The organism is Streptomyces sp. NPDC058685 (assembly GCF_042714725.1).
Taxonomy (GTDB): domain Bacteria; phylum Actinomycetota; class Actinomycetes; order Streptomycetales; family Streptomycetaceae; genus Streptomyces.
The window spans coordinates 49,340-64,840 of record NZ_JBHXSL010000011.1 but is presented as its reverse complement, the minus strand read 5'-3'; the positions used below and the strand labels follow the sequence as shown (position 1 = coordinate 64,840).

Annotated in this window: 14 protein-coding genes; 4 read left to right on the top strand and 10 right to left on the bottom strand. The window is 71.0% G+C overall.

Going from position 1 to position 15,501, the window contains the following annotated elements; genetic code table 11:
- Position 1: 1 nt before the first annotated feature.
- The 5 genes from ACFWU3_RS13050 to ACFWU3_RS13030 form a co-directional block, all read right to left on the bottom strand.
- Positions 2–1,975, bottom strand: a complete 1,974-nt coding sequence (locus tag ACFWU3_RS13050) for a copper resistance protein CopC (protein WP_384435407.1) — start codon at positions 1,973–1,975, stop codon at positions 2–4.
- A 24-nt stretch (positions 1,976–1,999) separates the two neighbouring features.
- Positions 2,000–2,446 carry a copper chaperone PCu(A)C gene (locus ACFWU3_RS13045; RefSeq protein ID WP_384435404.1) on the bottom strand — a complete coding sequence of 149 codons (447 nt, stop codon included), beginning with the start codon at positions 2,444–2,446 and terminating at the stop codon, positions 2,000–2,002.
- The gene (locus tag ACFWU3_RS13040) at positions 2,443–3,099 is read right to left on the bottom strand and encodes an SCO family protein (RefSeq protein WP_384435400.1); all 657 of its coding nucleotides are present in this window, start codon (positions 3,097–3,099) and stop codon (positions 2,443–2,445) included. The genes ACFWU3_RS13045 and ACFWU3_RS13040 overlap by 4 nt, the downstream gene beginning before the upstream one ends.
- Positions 3,100–3,129: 30 nt before the next feature.
- A complete protein-coding gene (locus tag ACFWU3_RS13035; RefSeq protein ID WP_384435397.1) occupies positions 3,130–3,864 on the bottom strand; it encodes a YcnI family protein in 735 nt (244 codons plus the stop codon).
- Positions 3,865–3,948: 84 nt separating this feature from the next.
- On the bottom strand, positions 3,949–4,734 hold the full coding sequence (locus tag ACFWU3_RS13030; RefSeq protein WP_384435394.1) for a hypothetical protein: 786 nt from the start codon (positions 4,732–4,734) through the stop codon (positions 3,949–3,951).
- Between the two features lie 192 nt (positions 4,735–4,926).
- Here ACFWU3_RS13030 and ACFWU3_RS13025 point away from each other — a divergent pair, with 192 nt between their 5' ends.
- Positions 4,927–5,385, top strand: a complete 459-nt coding sequence (locus tag ACFWU3_RS13025) for an ATP-binding protein (protein WP_384435391.1) — start codon at positions 4,927–4,929, stop codon at positions 5,383–5,385.
- A 113-nt stretch (positions 5,386–5,498) separates the two neighbouring features.
- Here ACFWU3_RS13025 and ACFWU3_RS13020 read toward each other — a convergent pair whose 3' ends face one another.
- Both ACFWU3_RS13020 and ACFWU3_RS13015 read right to left on the bottom strand, forming a co-directional pair.
- The gene (locus tag ACFWU3_RS13020; RefSeq protein WP_384435388.1) at positions 5,499–6,986 is read right to left on the bottom strand and encodes an aminopeptidase P family protein; all 1,488 of its coding nucleotides are present in this window, start codon (positions 6,984–6,986) and stop codon (positions 5,499–5,501) included.
- A gap of 89 nt (positions 6,987–7,075) precedes the next feature.
- Complete coding sequence (locus ACFWU3_RS13015) at positions 7,076–8,617, bottom strand: PP2C family protein-serine/threonine phosphatase (RefSeq protein ID WP_384435385.1); 1,542 nt, start codon at positions 8,615–8,617, stop codon at positions 7,076–7,078.
- 487 nt (positions 8,618–9,104) lie between these two features.
- Here ACFWU3_RS13015 and ACFWU3_RS13010 point away from each other — a divergent pair, with 487 nt between their 5' ends.
- Together ACFWU3_RS13010 and ACFWU3_RS13005 are read left to right on the top strand one after the other, a co-directional pair.
- Positions 9,105–9,788: a bifunctional DNA primase/polymerase gene (locus tag ACFWU3_RS13010; RefSeq protein WP_384435382.1), complete on the top strand. Its 684-nt coding sequence runs from the start codon at positions 9,105–9,107 to the stop codon at positions 9,786–9,788.
- Positions 9,789–9,940: 152 nt separating this feature from the next.
- On the top strand, positions 9,941–10,513 hold the full coding sequence (locus ACFWU3_RS13005; RefSeq protein ID WP_384435379.1) for a hypothetical protein: 573 nt from the start codon (positions 9,941–9,943) through the stop codon (positions 10,511–10,513).
- A gap of 207 nt (positions 10,514–10,720) precedes the next feature.
- Here the strand turns inward: ACFWU3_RS13005 and ACFWU3_RS13000 are convergent, their stop codons facing one another.
- The 3 genes from ACFWU3_RS13000 to ACFWU3_RS12990 form a co-directional block, all read right to left on the bottom strand.
- Positions 10,721–11,713, bottom strand: coding sequence for a DUF5926 family protein (locus ACFWU3_RS13000; RefSeq protein ID WP_384435376.1), 993 nt, complete (start codon positions 11,711–11,713; stop codon positions 10,721–10,723).
- A gap of 275 nt (positions 11,714–11,988) precedes the next feature.
- Complete coding sequence (locus ACFWU3_RS12995; RefSeq protein ID WP_340474062.1) at positions 11,989–12,588, bottom strand: ATP-binding protein; 600 nt, start codon at positions 12,586–12,588, stop codon at positions 11,989–11,991.
- Between the two features lie 53 nt (positions 12,589–12,641).
- Complete coding sequence (locus ACFWU3_RS12990; protein WP_384435373.1) at positions 12,642–13,451, bottom strand: glycerophosphodiester phosphodiesterase; 810 nt, start codon at positions 13,449–13,451, stop codon at positions 12,642–12,644.
- A gap of 328 nt (positions 13,452–13,779) precedes the next feature.
- Between ACFWU3_RS12990 and ACFWU3_RS12985 the strand changes: the two genes are divergently transcribed.
- Positions 13,780–15,366 (top strand): S1C family serine protease, encoded by a 1,587-nt coding sequence (locus ACFWU3_RS12985; protein ID WP_384435370.1) that lies wholly within the window; start codon positions 13,780–13,782, stop codon positions 15,364–15,366.
- Positions 15,367–15,501 lie beyond the last annotated feature (135 nt).

Below are 15,501 nucleotides of genomic sequence, written 5' to 3'. Positions count from 1 at the left end.
ATCAGCCGATCTTCACGTTCTTGTCGATGGTGGCCTGGTCGATGTCGGAGGTCCGCACGGTCACCTGGACCTGCCACTCACCGGGCATCGGGATCTGGACCGCGGCCGCGGTCCAGTGTCCCGCAGGGAGCCGTTCGGGCCTGATGGGCAGAGGGCCGATCTGCTTGGCGACCAGCGTGAACGACACCTTCACCTCGGGTACCTCCATCGGCTTGCCGGCCGGGTCGGTGAGCCACAGGTGCATCTCGTTGGCGCCCGGGCTCGCCGGACCGAGCGTGAGCCGGACCGTGCCCTTGCCCTTCTGGCCGCCGGTGTCGAAGGGCAGGGTGATCTCGGCGGGGCCGGGCGCCGGTGCGTCGGCGCCCGGTGCGGAGCTGCCGGTGATCCTGGCCGCCTCCTCCTCCGTACGGCCCGGTTCGGTCGACGTCAGCACGGTGGTCACGGCGAGCAGGGCGACGGCGACGGCCGCCTCGGCCAGGACGGAACGGCGCAGCCCGGACCGCACGGGATCGGCGTCCCTGGCCTTCTTCTTGGCCGCGGTGGCGACGGCGGCCTGCTGGCGGGCGAGCTGGGCGGCCCGTTCGGGGTCCGCCCCTTCGCCCTGTCCGCCCGAGCCGGCCGCGGTCGTGGCGGAGTCGTCGGGAACGGTCACGGCGGCGGGCTCCGCCTCGGCCTGTTCCGTCTCCGCCTCTTCGGTCCGCACCGACTGCTCGGCCTGCTTCGCCTCGGCAAGCTGTGCGGTCCAGCGCCGCGACACCCACGCCACACCGACCATGACGACGACCAGCGCCACCTTGGCGAGCAGCAGTTGCCCGTACGACGTCCCGGTCAGCGCCGACCACGAGCCGACCTGCCGCCAGGACTGGTACAGCCCGGTCACCGTCAGCGTCACGACGCAGATGAAGGCGACGCGGGAGAAACGGTGCACGGCCGATGGTTCGATGGACGGTGCCCGGTACAGCGCGGTCAGCAACGTCGCGAGACCGCCGAGCCAGCCGGCGACGGCCAGCAGATGCAGGACGTCCACCGGCATCGCGACGGTGGGCTGGATTCCGGTCGACGCGTGCTCCGACAACGCCCAGGTGGCAGCGACACCGGCCGCGACGACGGTGCCGCCCATGGCCAGCCCGAAGGTGAGGTCCTTCTTCTCGGCCGCGTCCTCCCGCCTCGCGTACGCGCCGAACAGCACGGCGATGAACAGGGCGGCCGCGCCGAGCAGCAGCAGCCGGGAGACGAGCGCGGCTCCGGTCTTGGTCTCCAGGACGTCCCGCAGCCCGCTCAGATCGAAGGCGTCGGCGAGCTTTCCGGACCCGGTGTACGGGGTGCGCAGCAGCAGCATCGCCAGGGTGGAGGCGGTCAGCGTCACCCACCCGTACGCGACGAGCCGTTGGACCGGCCGGACGGACGCGGCGCGCTGCCAGCAGAGCAGGACGAACGCGGCGCCGCCCGCGAGCAGGACGAATCCCGCGTACGCGGCGTAGCGCGCGATGTCGTAGAGCAGGCCGACCAGCCCGCCGCCCGCTTCGTCGTCGGGAAGGGCGACCTCGGTCTCGGAGGGCGCCCCGATCGAGAAGGTGAAGGCGCCGGAGACGGGATGGCTGTCGGCGGAGACGGCCTGCCAGGCCACGGTGTACGTGCCGTCGGGCAGGCCCGGCAGCAGATCGACGCCGTAACCGACCTTGCCGCCGGTGGACATGTCGCGGATCTTGGCCTTGTCAGCGCGCTTGCCGCTCGGTTCGAGGACCCGGATCGAGTCGTTGCCCATCGCGATCTGCTCGGAGAAGGTGAGCGTCACCTCCGTGGGGGCCGTCGCGACCACCGCCCCGTCCTTCGGATTGCTCCCGGTCAGAGCGGCATGGGCGGCGGCCGGGCTCGCCGCGGTGAGCAGCGCTCCGAGGAGCGTGCCCAGGAACACGGTCGCGGCCAGCAGCAGTCGGACCGGGGATGGGCCGAGGCGCGGGGCGGTGGTTGTCATGGCGTGGTTCAGTCCCCTCGGTGCTCAGTGTTCCGTCGGGTTGTACGTGGGAGCCTTGACGGGGAGTTCAACCGTGATCGGGTCGGACTTCTCGAAGTGCAGTTCCACGGCGACCTTCTCGCCCTGCTTGGGCTGCTTCTTGAGCGCCATGAACATGATGTGGTTGCCACCGCGTTCGAGGTCGAGCTCACCGTCGGCCGGGATGTCGAAGGCCTCCACCTTCCGCATCCGCTGGTCCTTCGTCTCGTGGATCGTGACGTCGTCGGAGATGGCGCTGGTGACGGAGGTGAGCTTGTCGCCCTGGCCGCCGCCGTTGTGCACGGTCAGGAAACCGGCGGCCATGTCGGTCACCGGCTGCGGCATGAACCCGCCGCTGACCTTCAACTCCGGCGTGCCGTCCGAGGAGCAGCCCGCCAGCGCCAGCCCCACGGACAGGGATATGACGCAGGCGAGTGTCCTGCCGCGGCTCACGGCTTCTCCCCGCGGATCAGCTTCGGCAGGTCCTTGGCGTAGTCGTCCGCCGTGGTGTCCTCGCCGTAGAGCACATAGCCCGCGTCCGTCTTCGGGGAGAAGGCGACGACCTGGGCGCCGTGCATCGACACGACCGTGCCGTCCTTCTCCTTCTTCGGCGGGTCGATGCCGATGCCGATCTGACGCGCGCCGGCCTGGATGGCCGCGAACTCGCCGGTCAGCCCGGTGAAGGACGCGTCGCCGGCGCTGGGCAGCCACTTGGCCAGCTCGGCGGGGGTGTCCCGCTCCGGATCGGTGGTGACGAAGACGACCTGGAGCTTGTCCTGGTCGGCCTTGGGCAGCTTCTTCTTGGCGATGGCGATGTTGCTCATCGTCAGCGGGCAGACGTCGGGGCAGTGCGTGTAGCCGAAATAGATCAGCGTCGGCTTGCCCTTGGTGCGCGCGCGCAGGTCGTACTTCTTGCCTGAGGTGTCCGTGAGGACCAGGTTCGGCTTGGCGAACGGCTGGTCGAGCACGGTCGCCGCCTCGGCGTTCTGCTGGGCGGAGACATCGGCGACAGGGCTCTTGGCGGATTCTCCGCCGTCGGAGCAGGCGGACAGGGTGAGCCCGGCGGCCGCAACGAGTGCGGCCGCCAGAGCGGTCTTCTTGCGCATGAGGAAGAGTTCCCGGAAGTGATGGGGGGATCAGGCGGTGCGGCGGCGGCCGGCCAGGACACCGAAGGCGACACCTGCGGCGCCGATCAGGATGCCGACGATGCCGAGGACGCGGGCGAAGGTGTCCGTGTCGTCGGCGGAGGCCGTCTCGGTCTTGGCGTCGTCGGCCGCGGTGCCCTTGGCGCCGGCCTTCGAGGCGGCGGCACCCGCGGCGCCGTGGCCGTCCTCGGCGGCGGCCGACAGCTTCAGGACCGGCGCGGGGGACTCGGGCTCGGCCGCGCCCTCCTTCGCCTCCTCGATCCAGCGCACGACCTCCTTGTTGTCGTACGTCTGGAGCGCCTTGAACACCAGCTGGTCGGTGTCCTCGGGCAGCCGCCCGAGAGAGACCGGGAACTGCTGGAACTCACCCGGAGCGATCTTGCCGCCGGCCGCGGTCCACGTGATCTTGGACGGGGCCTCGGTGATCTGCTTCCCGTGCACCTCGAGCGGCTTGGCCAGCTTGGTCTTGGTGACGACGGCCTTCCAGCCGGGAACGGGCTGCGGCATCACGGACGCCATCGGGTGGTCGGCCGGCAGGTTGACCTCGAGCTTCACGGTCGAGGCGTTGTCACGCTCGTTGGGGACCTTGAAGTTGACCGTGGCGTAGCCGCCCTTGGCGGCCTCGCCCTGCGGCTGGACGCTGACGTGCGCGAAAGCGGTGCCGGACAGCAGCAGCACGCTGGAGGCGGCGACACCGGACACGACGGCGATACGGGAAAGGTTCATGGCTTGGGAACACTCCACTGGTGAGGAGAGGTGATGTGTGCCGTGCGCGGGCACCACGGCACCACTCCCGTCGAGTGGGCCGCGTCAGGCTGCGAGTTCGAGGCGGGCGGGCGGCCCGCGCCTGATCACCGTGTGCTGGAGTGCCTCGCCCGCTGCCGTCGGGGGAGGGCCGGCCGATGCCGCTACGGCGCGCGCACCGGGCAGAGGGGTTCGTACGAGCCCGCCGCGCAACGCCCGTACGAGAGCGAGCGCGGCGCGCAACGGCCGCAGCCAGGCGGCCTCGGCCACGTCCTGGGCGGAGTCGGCCGACAGCCGGATCAGCCGGGCCAGTGCCAGATCTCCGCGGCGCAGCAGCCAGCCGGTCGCGAGAGCCGCCAGCAGATGCCCCAGCAGCATCGGAAGCGAAGGCCACAGCTCCGCCTGCGGCACTGTGGAATGCGTCACAGAGGCGTGCGCGCCGTGCCCCGGCGGGGTGACACCCGCCGCGGTGACGATCCGGTGTGCGTCCGCGGTACTCAGGGACGAGGCGCCGGCCCCGCAGACCAGCTTCGCCGCCGTACGGATCAGGGCGTCGTCCGCCGACGGTGCGAGCCGCAGCTGATGCTGTCCCAGACCGAACAGCGCGTGCAGGGCGAGCTGTCCGACGCTCAGGGCCACGGCGATCGACGGCAGTGTGCGAACACGACCCGCAAAGGGCAGGACCAGCACGAACATGGCCACGAAGCCGACCGCGAGCGACCACGCGGCGACGCCTTCACAGGCGGCGATCGCATGCCCCGTCCCGGACAGCACGACACAGACCGCGGTGAACACCGCGGCCCTCAGCAGCCGCAGACCGGCTCCGGTACGTGCAACGGGTGGGGACGACATGGCCGGGTCATCATCGCACTGCGTCAACGGGCCCCGTACGGCAGGTCCGGAAGATCCGCTTTGGCGGTATACACCGCCGCCCTGATGGCGCGCGTCGGCCGAATGAGCGCAATCACCTCAACCCTGCGCTTACCGAGCGTGCCTTGGGGCAATACGTATCGGTATGTCGAGCCGCGGCCAGGAGGCTGGAGCATGAGCATCTGGTGGTCACTCCACTTGCGGCGCGAAGCCGCGAGCATCCCGCTCGCCCGGCGCCTGCTGCTCGGCACGATGGAGACCGCGGGCGTCGACCCCGACATCTCGTTCGACCTCTCGGTCGCTCTCAGTGAGGCCTGTGCGAACGCCGTCGAGCACGGCGGCGACAAGGGCCTCGGCGAAGCCTCGGCGGACTACTGCGTCACCGCGTATCTGGACGGCGAGACGTGCCGTATCGAAGTCTCCGACTCCGGTCCCGGATTCCCGGTCCACGCCGCGGGCTGTGCGTACACCCTGCCGCAGGCTCCGGCGTTCGCCGAGAGCGGCCGGGGCCTCTGTCTGATCGAGCAGCTCGCCGACCACGTCCACTTCGGCAACCGGCCGGGGCGCGGAGCGGTGGTCAGTTTCGACAAGGTCCTCAAATGGCGGGAGGACGCGCTGCTCAAGGTCTCGTGAGACGTCCTCGTCCGAGGATCCGTCCCGCACGACCGGGGCAGCCACGCCCTCCCGATCCCGAGCGGCCCGGCCCGTTCGGGCGGTCCGACTCAGTGTGTTCCGAGTGCTCCGACTCAGCTCTGCTTGAGTGCCGCCATCCAGGCCTCGACCTCGTCGGCCCGGCGCGGAAGCGCCGCCGACAGATTCCTGTTGCCGTCCTCGGTGACCAGGATGTCGTCCTCGATCCGGACGCCGATGCCGCGGTACTCCTCCGGCACGGTCAGGTCGTCCGCCTGGAAGTAGAGCCCGGGCTCCACGGTCAGGCACATGCCCGGCTCCAGCGTCCCGTCGACATACGCCTCGGTGCGCGCCGCGGCGCAGTCGTGGACGTCCATGCCGAGCATGTGGCCGGTGCCGTGCAGCGTCCAGCGGCGCTGAAGACCCAGCTCCAGCACCCGCTCCACCGGCCCCTCGACCAGACCCCACTCGACGAGCCGCTCGGTGAGCACACGCTGAGCGGCGTCGTGGAAGTCGCGGTACTTGGCACCCGGCTTGACGGCCGCGATACCGGCCTCCTGGGCGTCGTACACCGCGTCGTAGATGGTGCGCTGCAACTCGCTGTAGCGGCCGTTGATCGGCAGCGTGCGGGTGACGTCCGCGGTGTAGAGGGTGTGGGTCTCCACGCCGGCGTCCAGCAGCAGCAGGTCGCCGGAGCGGACCGGGCCGTCGTTGCGCACCCAGTGCAGGGTGGTCGCGTGCGGTCCGGCGGCGCAGATCGAGCCGTAGCCGACGTCGTTGCCCTCGACGCGGGCGCGCAGGAAGAACGTGCCCTCGATGTACCGCTCGCTGGTGGCCTCGGCCTTGTCGAGGACCTTGACGACGTCCTCGAAGCCCCGAGCGGTGGAGTCGCACGCCTTCTGCAGCTCGCCGATCTCGAACGCGTCCTTGACGGCGCGCGCCTCGGAGAGGGTGACCCGCAGCTCCTCGTCGCGCTCCGCGGTGACCTTGTCGGTCAGCGCGGCCTCGACGGCCGCGTCGTGCCCGCGCACGACGCGGACCGGGCCGGTCGCCTCGCGCAGCTTCTCGGGCAGTTCGCGCACGTCCTTGGCGGGGATGCCCAGCAGCTGCTCGGCCTCCGCGAGCGAGTGCCTGCGGCCGACCCACAGTTCGCCCTGGCCGGACAGCCAGAACTCGCCGTTCTCCCGGTCGGAGCGGGGCAGCAGATAGATCGTGGCGCGGTGGCCGCCGCCCTGCGGCTCCAGGACGAGGACGCCGTCCTCGCTCTGGTCACCGGTGAGGTAGGCGTACTCGGTGGACGCGCGGAACGCGTACTCCGTGTCATTGGAGCGGGTCTTCAGATTCCCGGAAGGGATCACCAGACGCTCACCGGGAAAGCGCGCCGAGAGCGCCGCGCGGCGGTCGGCGGTGTGCGCCGCCTGAGCGATGGGCTCCAGGCCGCGCAGCTCGGTGTCCGCCCAGCCGCTCGTCATGTTCTCCGCGAGCTCGTCGGACACGCCCGGGTACAGGCCGTTCTTGCGCTGCTTGATCGGCTGCTCTTCTTCTTCCGCGCCCGCTGCCGCAGCGGCCTCGTCGGAATCCGCCGGGATGAGCTCCTCGGCCACGTCTGCCTCCTCGATACGACACTGGACCGCTGTCCATCGTATGTGCGAGGGGAAGACGTCCTGTCGCCCTGTGGACAACGTGTGAGGAATCAGTCGAAGCGGGCGGCCAGCAGGACGACGTCCTCTCCCGTCCCGTCCCGGTCGAGACCGTCCGGGAGCACCGTGCGCAGTACGTGGTCGGCGATGGCGGCGGGGTCATGGCGGGCCGCCCTGGGGACGCTCGCGGCGGCCGCGTGCAGCCGTGCGAACGCCCGGTCCATCGGGTCGCCGGTCCGTCGCAGCAGTCCGTCGGTGTAGAGCAGCACCGTTTCTCCCGGCTCGGGCGAGATCTCGACGCTGGGCGCCTCCCAGCACGCGAGCATCCCCAGCGGCGCGGACAGGGAGGTCTCAACGAACTCGGTGCGGTGCTCGCTGATGAGCAACGGCGGTGTGTGCCCGGCCCCGGCGAGCACGATCTTCCCGACCGCCGGTTCGGCGTAGGCGAACAGCGCCGTGGCGGTACGGGCGGGTTCGGTCAGCCGCAGCAGCAGTTCGAGGTCGGACAGGACGGCGACGGGGTCCTCGCCCTCCATCACGGCGTACGCCCGCAGGGAGGCGCGCAGCCGGCCCATCGCGGCGAGCGCGCTCGGGCCGGATCCGCTGACGGACCCGACGGCGAGGCCCAGAGCGCCTTCCGGCAGCGGCAGCGCGTCGTACCAGTCGCCCCCGCCCTGCGGGCCCGTGCGGTGGCGGGCGGCGAGCTGGACCCCGGGCACCCGGGGCAGGCGGCTCGGCAGCAGTTCCTCGGCGACGGTCGCCACGGTCTCCCGCGCGTGCTCCAGTTCCAGCAGGCGGGCCAGGTGTTCGGTGGCGTAACGCATGTAGAGGCCGACGAGATGACGCTGACGCTCCACAGGGGTGGCCGGTTCGTCGTACATCCAGACGGCCGCACCGAGGGTGCCGGCGGCCTCGGAGGCGAGGGGCTGGGTGTAACTGGCGGCGTAGCCGAGGCGGACCACGACTTCGCGGTGCAGGGGGTCGAGCGATTCGTCGGCGAGCAGATCGGGCTGGGCGACGGCTTCCGGGGAGGTCGCCGGACCGGGCAGTCCACCGGGGCGACGGCCGTCCAGGATGCGGCCGTACGCGGTCGCGAGGCGCGGGACGGTCTCGATGTGCCCGAGCTCGGCATGACTGAGTCCGAGGCCCTTCGTGAACGCGGGGCCGTGGTCCGCGTCGAAGCAGTCGGCGCGCTGGGGGTCCGCCACCGGTTCGAGGACGACCATGCCCCGGCGCGCTCCGACGAGGGCGGCGCCGGCGCGCAGCAGTTCGTGGAGTGCCGTGTCCAGCGTGCTGGTCCGGGCCAGGCGCTCGGTCAGCTCGTGGAGGGTCGTGAGATCGGAGACCCAGCCGGCCAGCCGGTCCTGGATCACCGCGCCGGGAGGGGTGGGCAGGGAGGGCAGCGAGTGGGCAGTGTGCGTGGGGTTGGGGACTGCCGAATCGATTCCAGCCACTTTCGGCAGGTGAGGGGCGCTCATGGCAGTCGGCCTTCCGACTGGTGCGTTTCGCTCAATAGCATCGCAAACCCCCATGTCATTCTGCGCCGCTATCAATGCATCCACATGTACACGCACAAGGAAGGGGATGTCCAGCATTGGACCAGTGGGATTGGTGGTGTCTAGGTGACCATGAACTTGGCCGAAAAATGCACCCGGTGGCGGCGAATTGGGGTCGACTGAGGGCGATCGGCAGTGGATTCCTCCAGGGCTCAGGCCCCGGAGGGACGCGTCATACCAAACGTGCTGGGTACGTAAACGATGACGGCCAGGGGCAGTTGGCACCGCCCCGGAACCTGGCGACGGGCCCGGGCGTCCTAACAGCCGTGGGCCGCGCCGCATCCCCGGGTGGCGGGGAAAAGTTTTGACGGGACGGCAAGCGCCACGCGCGCGCCACCCCTCGCCATGCGTTTAATGGACTACAGCCCACGTTCGGCCCCCGAGCGGCGATCCTGTCGCAGACGAAGCGGGGAGTCGCCCATGCCACCGGCAAGGGGCGGTGATGCGCCGACTTGTACGCACAGTGAAGAGCTGCACACATGTTGTGATGTGGACCTCGGCGTTCAACGGAAAGGAACGAGCGCTCATGCGCGAGATCCTCGGAAGGCGACGCAGGCTCCTGTTCCGGCGTAAGAGGGGGCCAGTACAGCTTCAAGCGGCGCTCACCTACGCCGCCGAGTGGCAATGGCCCGTCCTCCCCGGTGTGGGACTGAAGGCGGCCGGAAGCCGCGGTGACCGCGGGCGCGGTTGCGCCTGCCCGGACCCCGAGTGCGTCGTACCCGGCGCGCACCCCTTCGACCCCGGCATTCTCGCGGCGACGACCGACGAGCAGATGGTGCGCTGGTGGTGGGCCAACCGGCCGACCGCTCCGATCGTGCTGGCCACAGGAGGGCAGGCGCCGTGCGCCGTGAGCCTTCCCGCGGTGGCCGGGGCGCGTGCGCTCTCGGCGCTCGACCGCATGGACATGCGGCTGGGCCCCGTGGTCGCGACGCCCACCCGGTGGTCGCTCCTCGTGGCCCCCTACACCCTCGAACAGCTCGGGGAACTGCTCTTCGTCAAGGACTGCGTGCCGAGTTCGCTGCGCTTCCACGGCGAGGGCGGATATCTGGTGCTGCCTCCGGCGGAGGTGGGAACCGGCCAGGTGCGCTGGGAACGGGCTCCGCTGCCCGGTTCCGCCGCTCCGTGGCTGCCGGACGTGGAGGCGGTGGTGGACGCGCTGGTCGAGGCGAGCACCAGCGCACCGGACGGCGGCAGCCGGCTGGCTTACTGAACAGGCGCTTCTTCGGGCCGGCTCCGTCACTCGTAAGGGTTGGAGCCGGCCCGAGTTGTCGGGGAATCGGGCGCGCGGCGCATCGCGTGCCCGTATTCCGCGGATATCGTCGCCCCACCGTCAGGAATTCGCTCGGTCGGCAGGTGGGCGCCATGAATCTCCGCATGATCGGGATCGCCTCGGTCGTGGTGGTCGCCGCGCTGTTGCCACTGGCCGCCGTCGCCGGACCGGCCGACGGGCTGCTGTGGCCGGACGCGCCCGCCGCGCGGGGACCCGTCATCGACGCGAAGTCAAGTACGCGCCCGGATCCGCAGACGGCCGAAACAGATCCCACCGAACCGCCCGTCGCGGCCCGCCCGGCGGTGTTGCCCGCCTCCGCGGCACGATGCGGTCCGGAACTCACTTCGCCCGGCGGGGTCGAGGCGCAGACCTGTGTGCTGACGCAGAGCGGCGACGCCTGGGCGCGCACGTACTACCGGAATGCAACGGGTGAGGAATTGCGTTCCGTACTCACTCTGATGGGACCCGGCGGGCGCACTTTGCAGACCAACTGTGCGGTCGAAGCGGGTGACGAACCGGGTGTTTGTGAGACACCGCGGGAGCCTTCTCGGGGTGCATCCGGGGATTATTCGGCAGTTGCCGAGTTCGCGCCTGCCGAGGAATCGGACGATGCGCCACTGCTGCTGAGGTCCGGGAGCAACTCCCCTGACAGCGGGGGAAGTTGACGCGTCCACGCGGAACGGACCGCTCCGCGGAAATGGAAGCGCCCGGTCGCTGGCGACGGGGGATGCACCAGCGACCGGGCTTCTAGAACGGTAACAAGAGATCGGCGGTTCGCAAATTCGATCTCGGGTATTCGGACATCGATTCGGCTGCCCCCGGCGAGAGTTGTGACCGGAGTCACCAGTCGCTTCTCACGGCCGGGAAGGATGTCAGCTGAGGGTCACCTGGCGGTTGGTGAGACCACCGCGGGCGCGGCGCTCCTCGGGGGAAAGCGGAGCGTCGGAGGCCAGCGCCTCGGACAGCCGCTCGGCGAACTCGGCCGCCGGCTTCTCGCACTCCTCGGCGCCCATGCCGGTCGGCAGGTCCCAGACGGGGACCATCAGGCCGTGTGCCCGGAACGAGCCGACCAGACGGGTCCCCTCGCCGAGCGAGGTGGCACCGGATGCGTGCAGCCGGGCCAGCGCGTCCAGCAGCTTCTCCTCCGGGTGCGGCATGACCCAGCGCAGGTGGTTCTTGTCCGGCGTCTCGCACCAGTAGGCGGAGTCGACTCCCGTCAGGCGCACGGTGGGGATCGCCGCGGCGTTCGCGCGCTCCAGTGACGCTGACACCTCGGGCGTGGCGTTCTCCGCCGAGTCAGGGATCCAGAACTCGAAACCGGAATGGACGACCGGCGCGAACGCGGCGTCCGGGTCGAGGAGGTCCTGAAGTCGCGGACCGTCACCGGAAACCCGCTCGCCGGCGACCGGGTTGCCCGGAGGCGAGGTGAGCGCGCGGTTCAGGGTGTCGGCGAGGTCGCGGCTCAGGTCGCCGGAGGACGTGTCGTTCTGCAGGCCGAGGAGGACCGACCCGTCGTCGCGGCGCAGCGCCGGCCACGCCATCGGCAGGACGGTCGCGAGCGTCACGGACGGGACGCCGTCGGGCAGTCCGTCCTTCAGCGTCAGCTCGACCGTCGCGGCGGGCACCAGTTCGCGCAGGGCGACCCAGTCGCATTCACCGGCGAGGCCCTCGAACGGACGCTGGACCAGCTCGGTCACGGCGTGCGAGGCCGCGCGGCCGTGACACGCCTTGTAACGGCGGCCCGAACCGCAGGGACAGGGCTCGCGCGCCCCGACCACCGGTACGGGTTCATTGGCGCCTGCGGCGCGGCCCCGGTCCGTGTGCGGAGGCTTCGACGCCTTGGTCTGGGGGCGCTTCTTGGCCATGGTGCGGCTTCTCCCGATTGCGGCGGTGCTGTGTGTGGGCGCGAGCCTAGCCGTCCGCCGCCCTCACGGTGGCACAGCGCCGCACACTCGCCCCGGCCGTGCTCACTTCGTCGGGAGCGTCGGTCGTGCCCGGGTCACAGGGGACCTGGGTCGTGGTCTCGTCGCCCGGGGGCCGGCCGGGACCGCTGCGTACGCGTCACGCGGCCCCTTCTCGTCCCGGCCCGGGGTGGTCGTACCCCGTCGGCCCGGCGCCGTGGTGCTGGCTCCGCCGGAGGTCAGTCGAGGTCGTCGTACGCCTCGGCGAAGTCGAAGCCCGGGCCTGCGACGCGCGTAGCGAAATCCTCGCGCCGGTGCCCTTCCGTCACGATCACCCACACGGTGACCTCGCCGCCCGCGCTGTCGCGGACACCCCACTCCTGGGCGAGCGCGGTGATGATGTTGAGTCCGCGGCCGCCGCGCGCGGTCACCGACGGTGTGGAGGGCACCGGCCGCGTGGGACCGCCGCCGTCCGTCACCTCGACCGTCAGCCGGCCCGCCTGGTCGACGCGCCACTCGGCGCGGATGTCCCCGTCGCCGATCTCGGTACGCCCCAGCGGTCTGCCGTGCCGGCAGGCATTGCTGAGTAGTTCGGACAGAATCAGAACTGCATCGTCGACGACCGATTCCGACACCCCGCTGCGGCGCAGCTGTTCCTGCATACGGTGTCGTGCTGCTCCCACGCCCGCAGGACCATGGGGAACGGCCATGCTCGACGACGTGGGCACCTCCTGTGCCACCACAAACGCCACCCCCGAGACCTCCTTTGCCCCACGCCACGGTGTGAATGCCCCAATGGACTGGACCGGAAACCGGCCAAGGGCGGGCCAGTGACGCACTCATAACGATCGAATACGAACCGAACGCGCCGGTGCACTCCCTGTAAGGGGCGTTACAGACGGCCCAGCTGGGACAGCACCTGCCGCGGCCGGTTGGTGATGATCGCCTCGACACCCAGCCGGACGCAGAGATCGACATCCTCGGGTTCGTTGACGGTCCACACGTGGACCCGCTGGCCGGCCCGGTGGAGCCGGGCGATGTAACCGGGCTGGTTGCGGACGATCCGTATGCCCGGCCCCGCGATCCGGGCGCCGGAGGGCAGCCGTCCGTCGCGCAGCCGCGGACTGACGAACTGCAGCAGATACACGGTGGGGATGCGCGGCGCCGCCACCGAGACCCGGTGCAGCGAGCGGGCCGAGAAGCTCATGATGCGTACGGGAGAGTCCGCGGGCGTCGGCGGGTCGGCGAGGCCGAAGCGGCCGAGGAGCTGGAGCAGCCGGTCCTCGACCTGCCCGGCCCAGCGGGTGGGGTGCTTGGTCTCGATGGCCAGCTCGACACGGCGGCCCGAGTCGGCGACCAGCTCCAGCAGCCGCTCCAGGGTGAGCACCGAGGTGAGGGAGGGGTCACCCCAGTCCGGGCTCTCGGCGGAGTCCTCGCGGCCCTTCCAGGTCCCGAAGTCCAGCGCGCTGAGGTCGGCGAGCTCCAGGGCGGACACGGCGCCGCGGCCGTTCGACGTCCGGTTGACCCGGCGGTCGTGGACACACACCAGATGGCCGTCGGCGCTGAGGCGTACATCGCATTCGAGGGCGTCCGCACCGTCGTCGATCGCCTTCATATAGGCGGCGAGGGTGTGTTCCGGGGCGTCTTCCGACGCACCTCGGTGGGCAACGACCTGGATGTTGTGCTGCCGTGCTTGGGTCACCGCGTCATGGTGTCACCGAGACGGGGAAGGCGTGCGCAGGGGGCTGATCCCAGGCCCGGAACGCGGCCCGGCGACGGGTCCGTCCGGCGCTCTGGGGATGCGTCCTGATTGTCGGAAGTAAAGGATTGCGGGAATACACACAGGTCCTGCTTACAGTGGCCTGACGGGCTGTGGGAAAAGCTTGCGTCGGACAGTTGCTGACCGGTCCCCGCCGAGACAGCGCCGAACGCCGCCCGCCACCCCCGCCCGATCAGGGCCGGAGTACGAACCGCCGCCAGGCACCGGACGAAGCACGACGACGCACGACGTGGAACCTGAGGAGAGAGCTGTGAGCACCGAGAACGAGGGCAACGAGGGCACTGCGCGGCCGGCCGCCCCGTCGGTACCTCCCGTGCCGGCCGGCCCTCCCGAGTTTTCGGGACCCACCGGAGCCGAGCCCACGCACGCCGCGTATCCCGCCCCGTCCCGCCACGACGGGACTCACCCCACCGAGCCGGCCGCGGCCGCGGCCGAGCGTCCCGGGCACTCCCCCCAGCCCGAGCACGCCACCGCGCCGCTGCCGCATCCCGTGCCCGCCGCGGCGCAGGCCGGATCTCAGCAGCCCGGCAGCGGCTGGCCGCCGCCCCCGCCCAGCCTGCCGTCCTACGGCGGCGGGTCCCACGGAGCACACGCCGCCCACGGAGCACACGCCGCCCATGGTGCCGGCGGGCCCCACGGTGCCGGCGGTGACGGCCCGGTCTGGGGCGCTCCGGCGCACGCGGGCGAGGGACCGAGGCGGAAACGAGCCGGCGGACTGGCCGCGGCGATCCTCGTCGCCGCCCTCGTCGCGGGCGGTGTCGGCGGTGGCATCGGCTACTGGGCGGCCGAGCGCAATGACGACGGAATCAACTCCACGACGGTCTCCGCGGCGGACACCCCGAAGGAGATCCAGCGCGAGCCGGGCACGGTCGCGGCCGTCGCGGCCAAGGCGCTGCCGAGCGTGGTCACGATCGAGGCGAAGGCCGGCGGCAGCGGTGCCGACGGCACGGGCGAGAGCGAGGCCGGCACGGGCACCGGCTTCGTCTACGACAGGGAAGGCCACATCCTCACCAACAACCACGTGGTCGCGACGGCGGCGGACGGGGGCACGCTCTCGGTCATCTTCTCCAACGGCAAGAAGTACGACGCGGAGGTCGTCGGCCGGGCCGAGGGCTACGACGTGGCCGTGATCAAGCTCAAGAACGCGCCGTCTGGTCTGAACCCGCTGGCCCTGGGCGATTCCCAGAGGGTCGCCGTGGGCGACTCGACGATCGCGATCGGCGCCCCCTTCGGACTGTCGAACACGGTCACCACCGGCATCATCAGCGCCAAGAACCGCCCGGTGGCCTCCGGTGACGGCTCCAGCGGCAAGAATTCGTACATGAGCGCCCTCCAGACGGACGCCTCGATCAACCCGGGCAACTCCGGCGGCCCGCTGCTCGACGCACGCGGCGCGGTGATCGGTATCAACTCGGCGATCCAGTCGGCGGGCAGCGGCCTCGGCCAGTCCCAGGCGGGCTCGATCGGACTCGGCTTCGCCATCCCGATCAACCAGGCGAAGAACGTCGCGGAACAGCTGATCAAGACGGGCAAGCCGGTCTACCCGGTCATCGGCGCGACGGTCGACATGTCGGGCAAGGACTCCGGGGCCAAGATCGCCACGGAGGGCGCGGGCGGTACGGCGGCGGTGACCGCGGACGGCCCGGCGGCGAAGGCCGGCCTGAAGTCGGGCGACGTGATCACCAAGTTCAACGGCAAGCCGATCGACAGCGGCCCGACACTGATCAGTGAGATCTGGAATCACAAGCCGGGCGACAAGGTGAAGCTGACGTACGAGCGCGGCGGCAAGGAACAGACGGTCGACGTGGTACTCGGTGAACGCCAGGGCGACAGCTGAGCCACCGGGACGGGCGTCGCCCGGTCCCCGGCGGTCAGAGGGCAGTGGCCGTGCGGTGGTCACACGGCCGCTCTCGCCGGGCGGTGGCCACCGGGGCGGTGATCGAAAGCGTGCTGCGACGCGCCGCGTCGGCCC

Coding starts and splice junctions, on each gene's coding strand:
- ACFWU3_RS13040 (WP_384435400.1), bottom strand. CDS start 3,099: ATGCGCAAGAAGACCGCTCTGGCGGCCGCACTCGTTGCGGCCGCCGGG.
- ACFWU3_RS13050 (WP_384435407.1), bottom strand. CDS start 1,975: ATGACAACCACCGCCCCGCGCCTCGGCCCATCCCCGGTCCGACTGCTG.
- ACFWU3_RS13000 (WP_384435376.1), bottom strand. CDS start 11,713: ATGGCCAAGAAGCGCCCCCAGACCAAGGCGTCGAAGCCTCCGCACACG.
- ACFWU3_RS13030 (WP_384435394.1), bottom strand. CDS start 4,734: ATGTCGTCCCCACCCGTTGCACGTACCGGAGCCGGTCTGCGGCTGCTG.
- ACFWU3_RS13005 (WP_384435379.1), top strand. CDS start 9,941: ATGAATCTCCGCATGATCGGGATCGCCTCGGTCGTGGTGGTCGCCGCG.
- ACFWU3_RS13035 (WP_384435397.1), bottom strand. CDS start 3,864: ATGAACCTTTCCCGTATCGCCGTCGTGTCCGGTGTCGCCGCCTCCAGC.
- ACFWU3_RS13015 (WP_384435385.1), bottom strand. CDS start 8,617: ATGCTGGACATCCCCTTCCTTGTGCGTGTACATGTGGATGCATTGATA.
- ACFWU3_RS13025 (WP_384435391.1), top strand. CDS start 4,927: ATGAGCATCTGGTGGTCACTCCACTTGCGGCGCGAAGCCGCGAGCATC.
- ACFWU3_RS13010 (WP_384435382.1), top strand. CDS start 9,105: ATGCGCGAGATCCTCGGAAGGCGACGCAGGCTCCTGTTCCGGCGTAAG.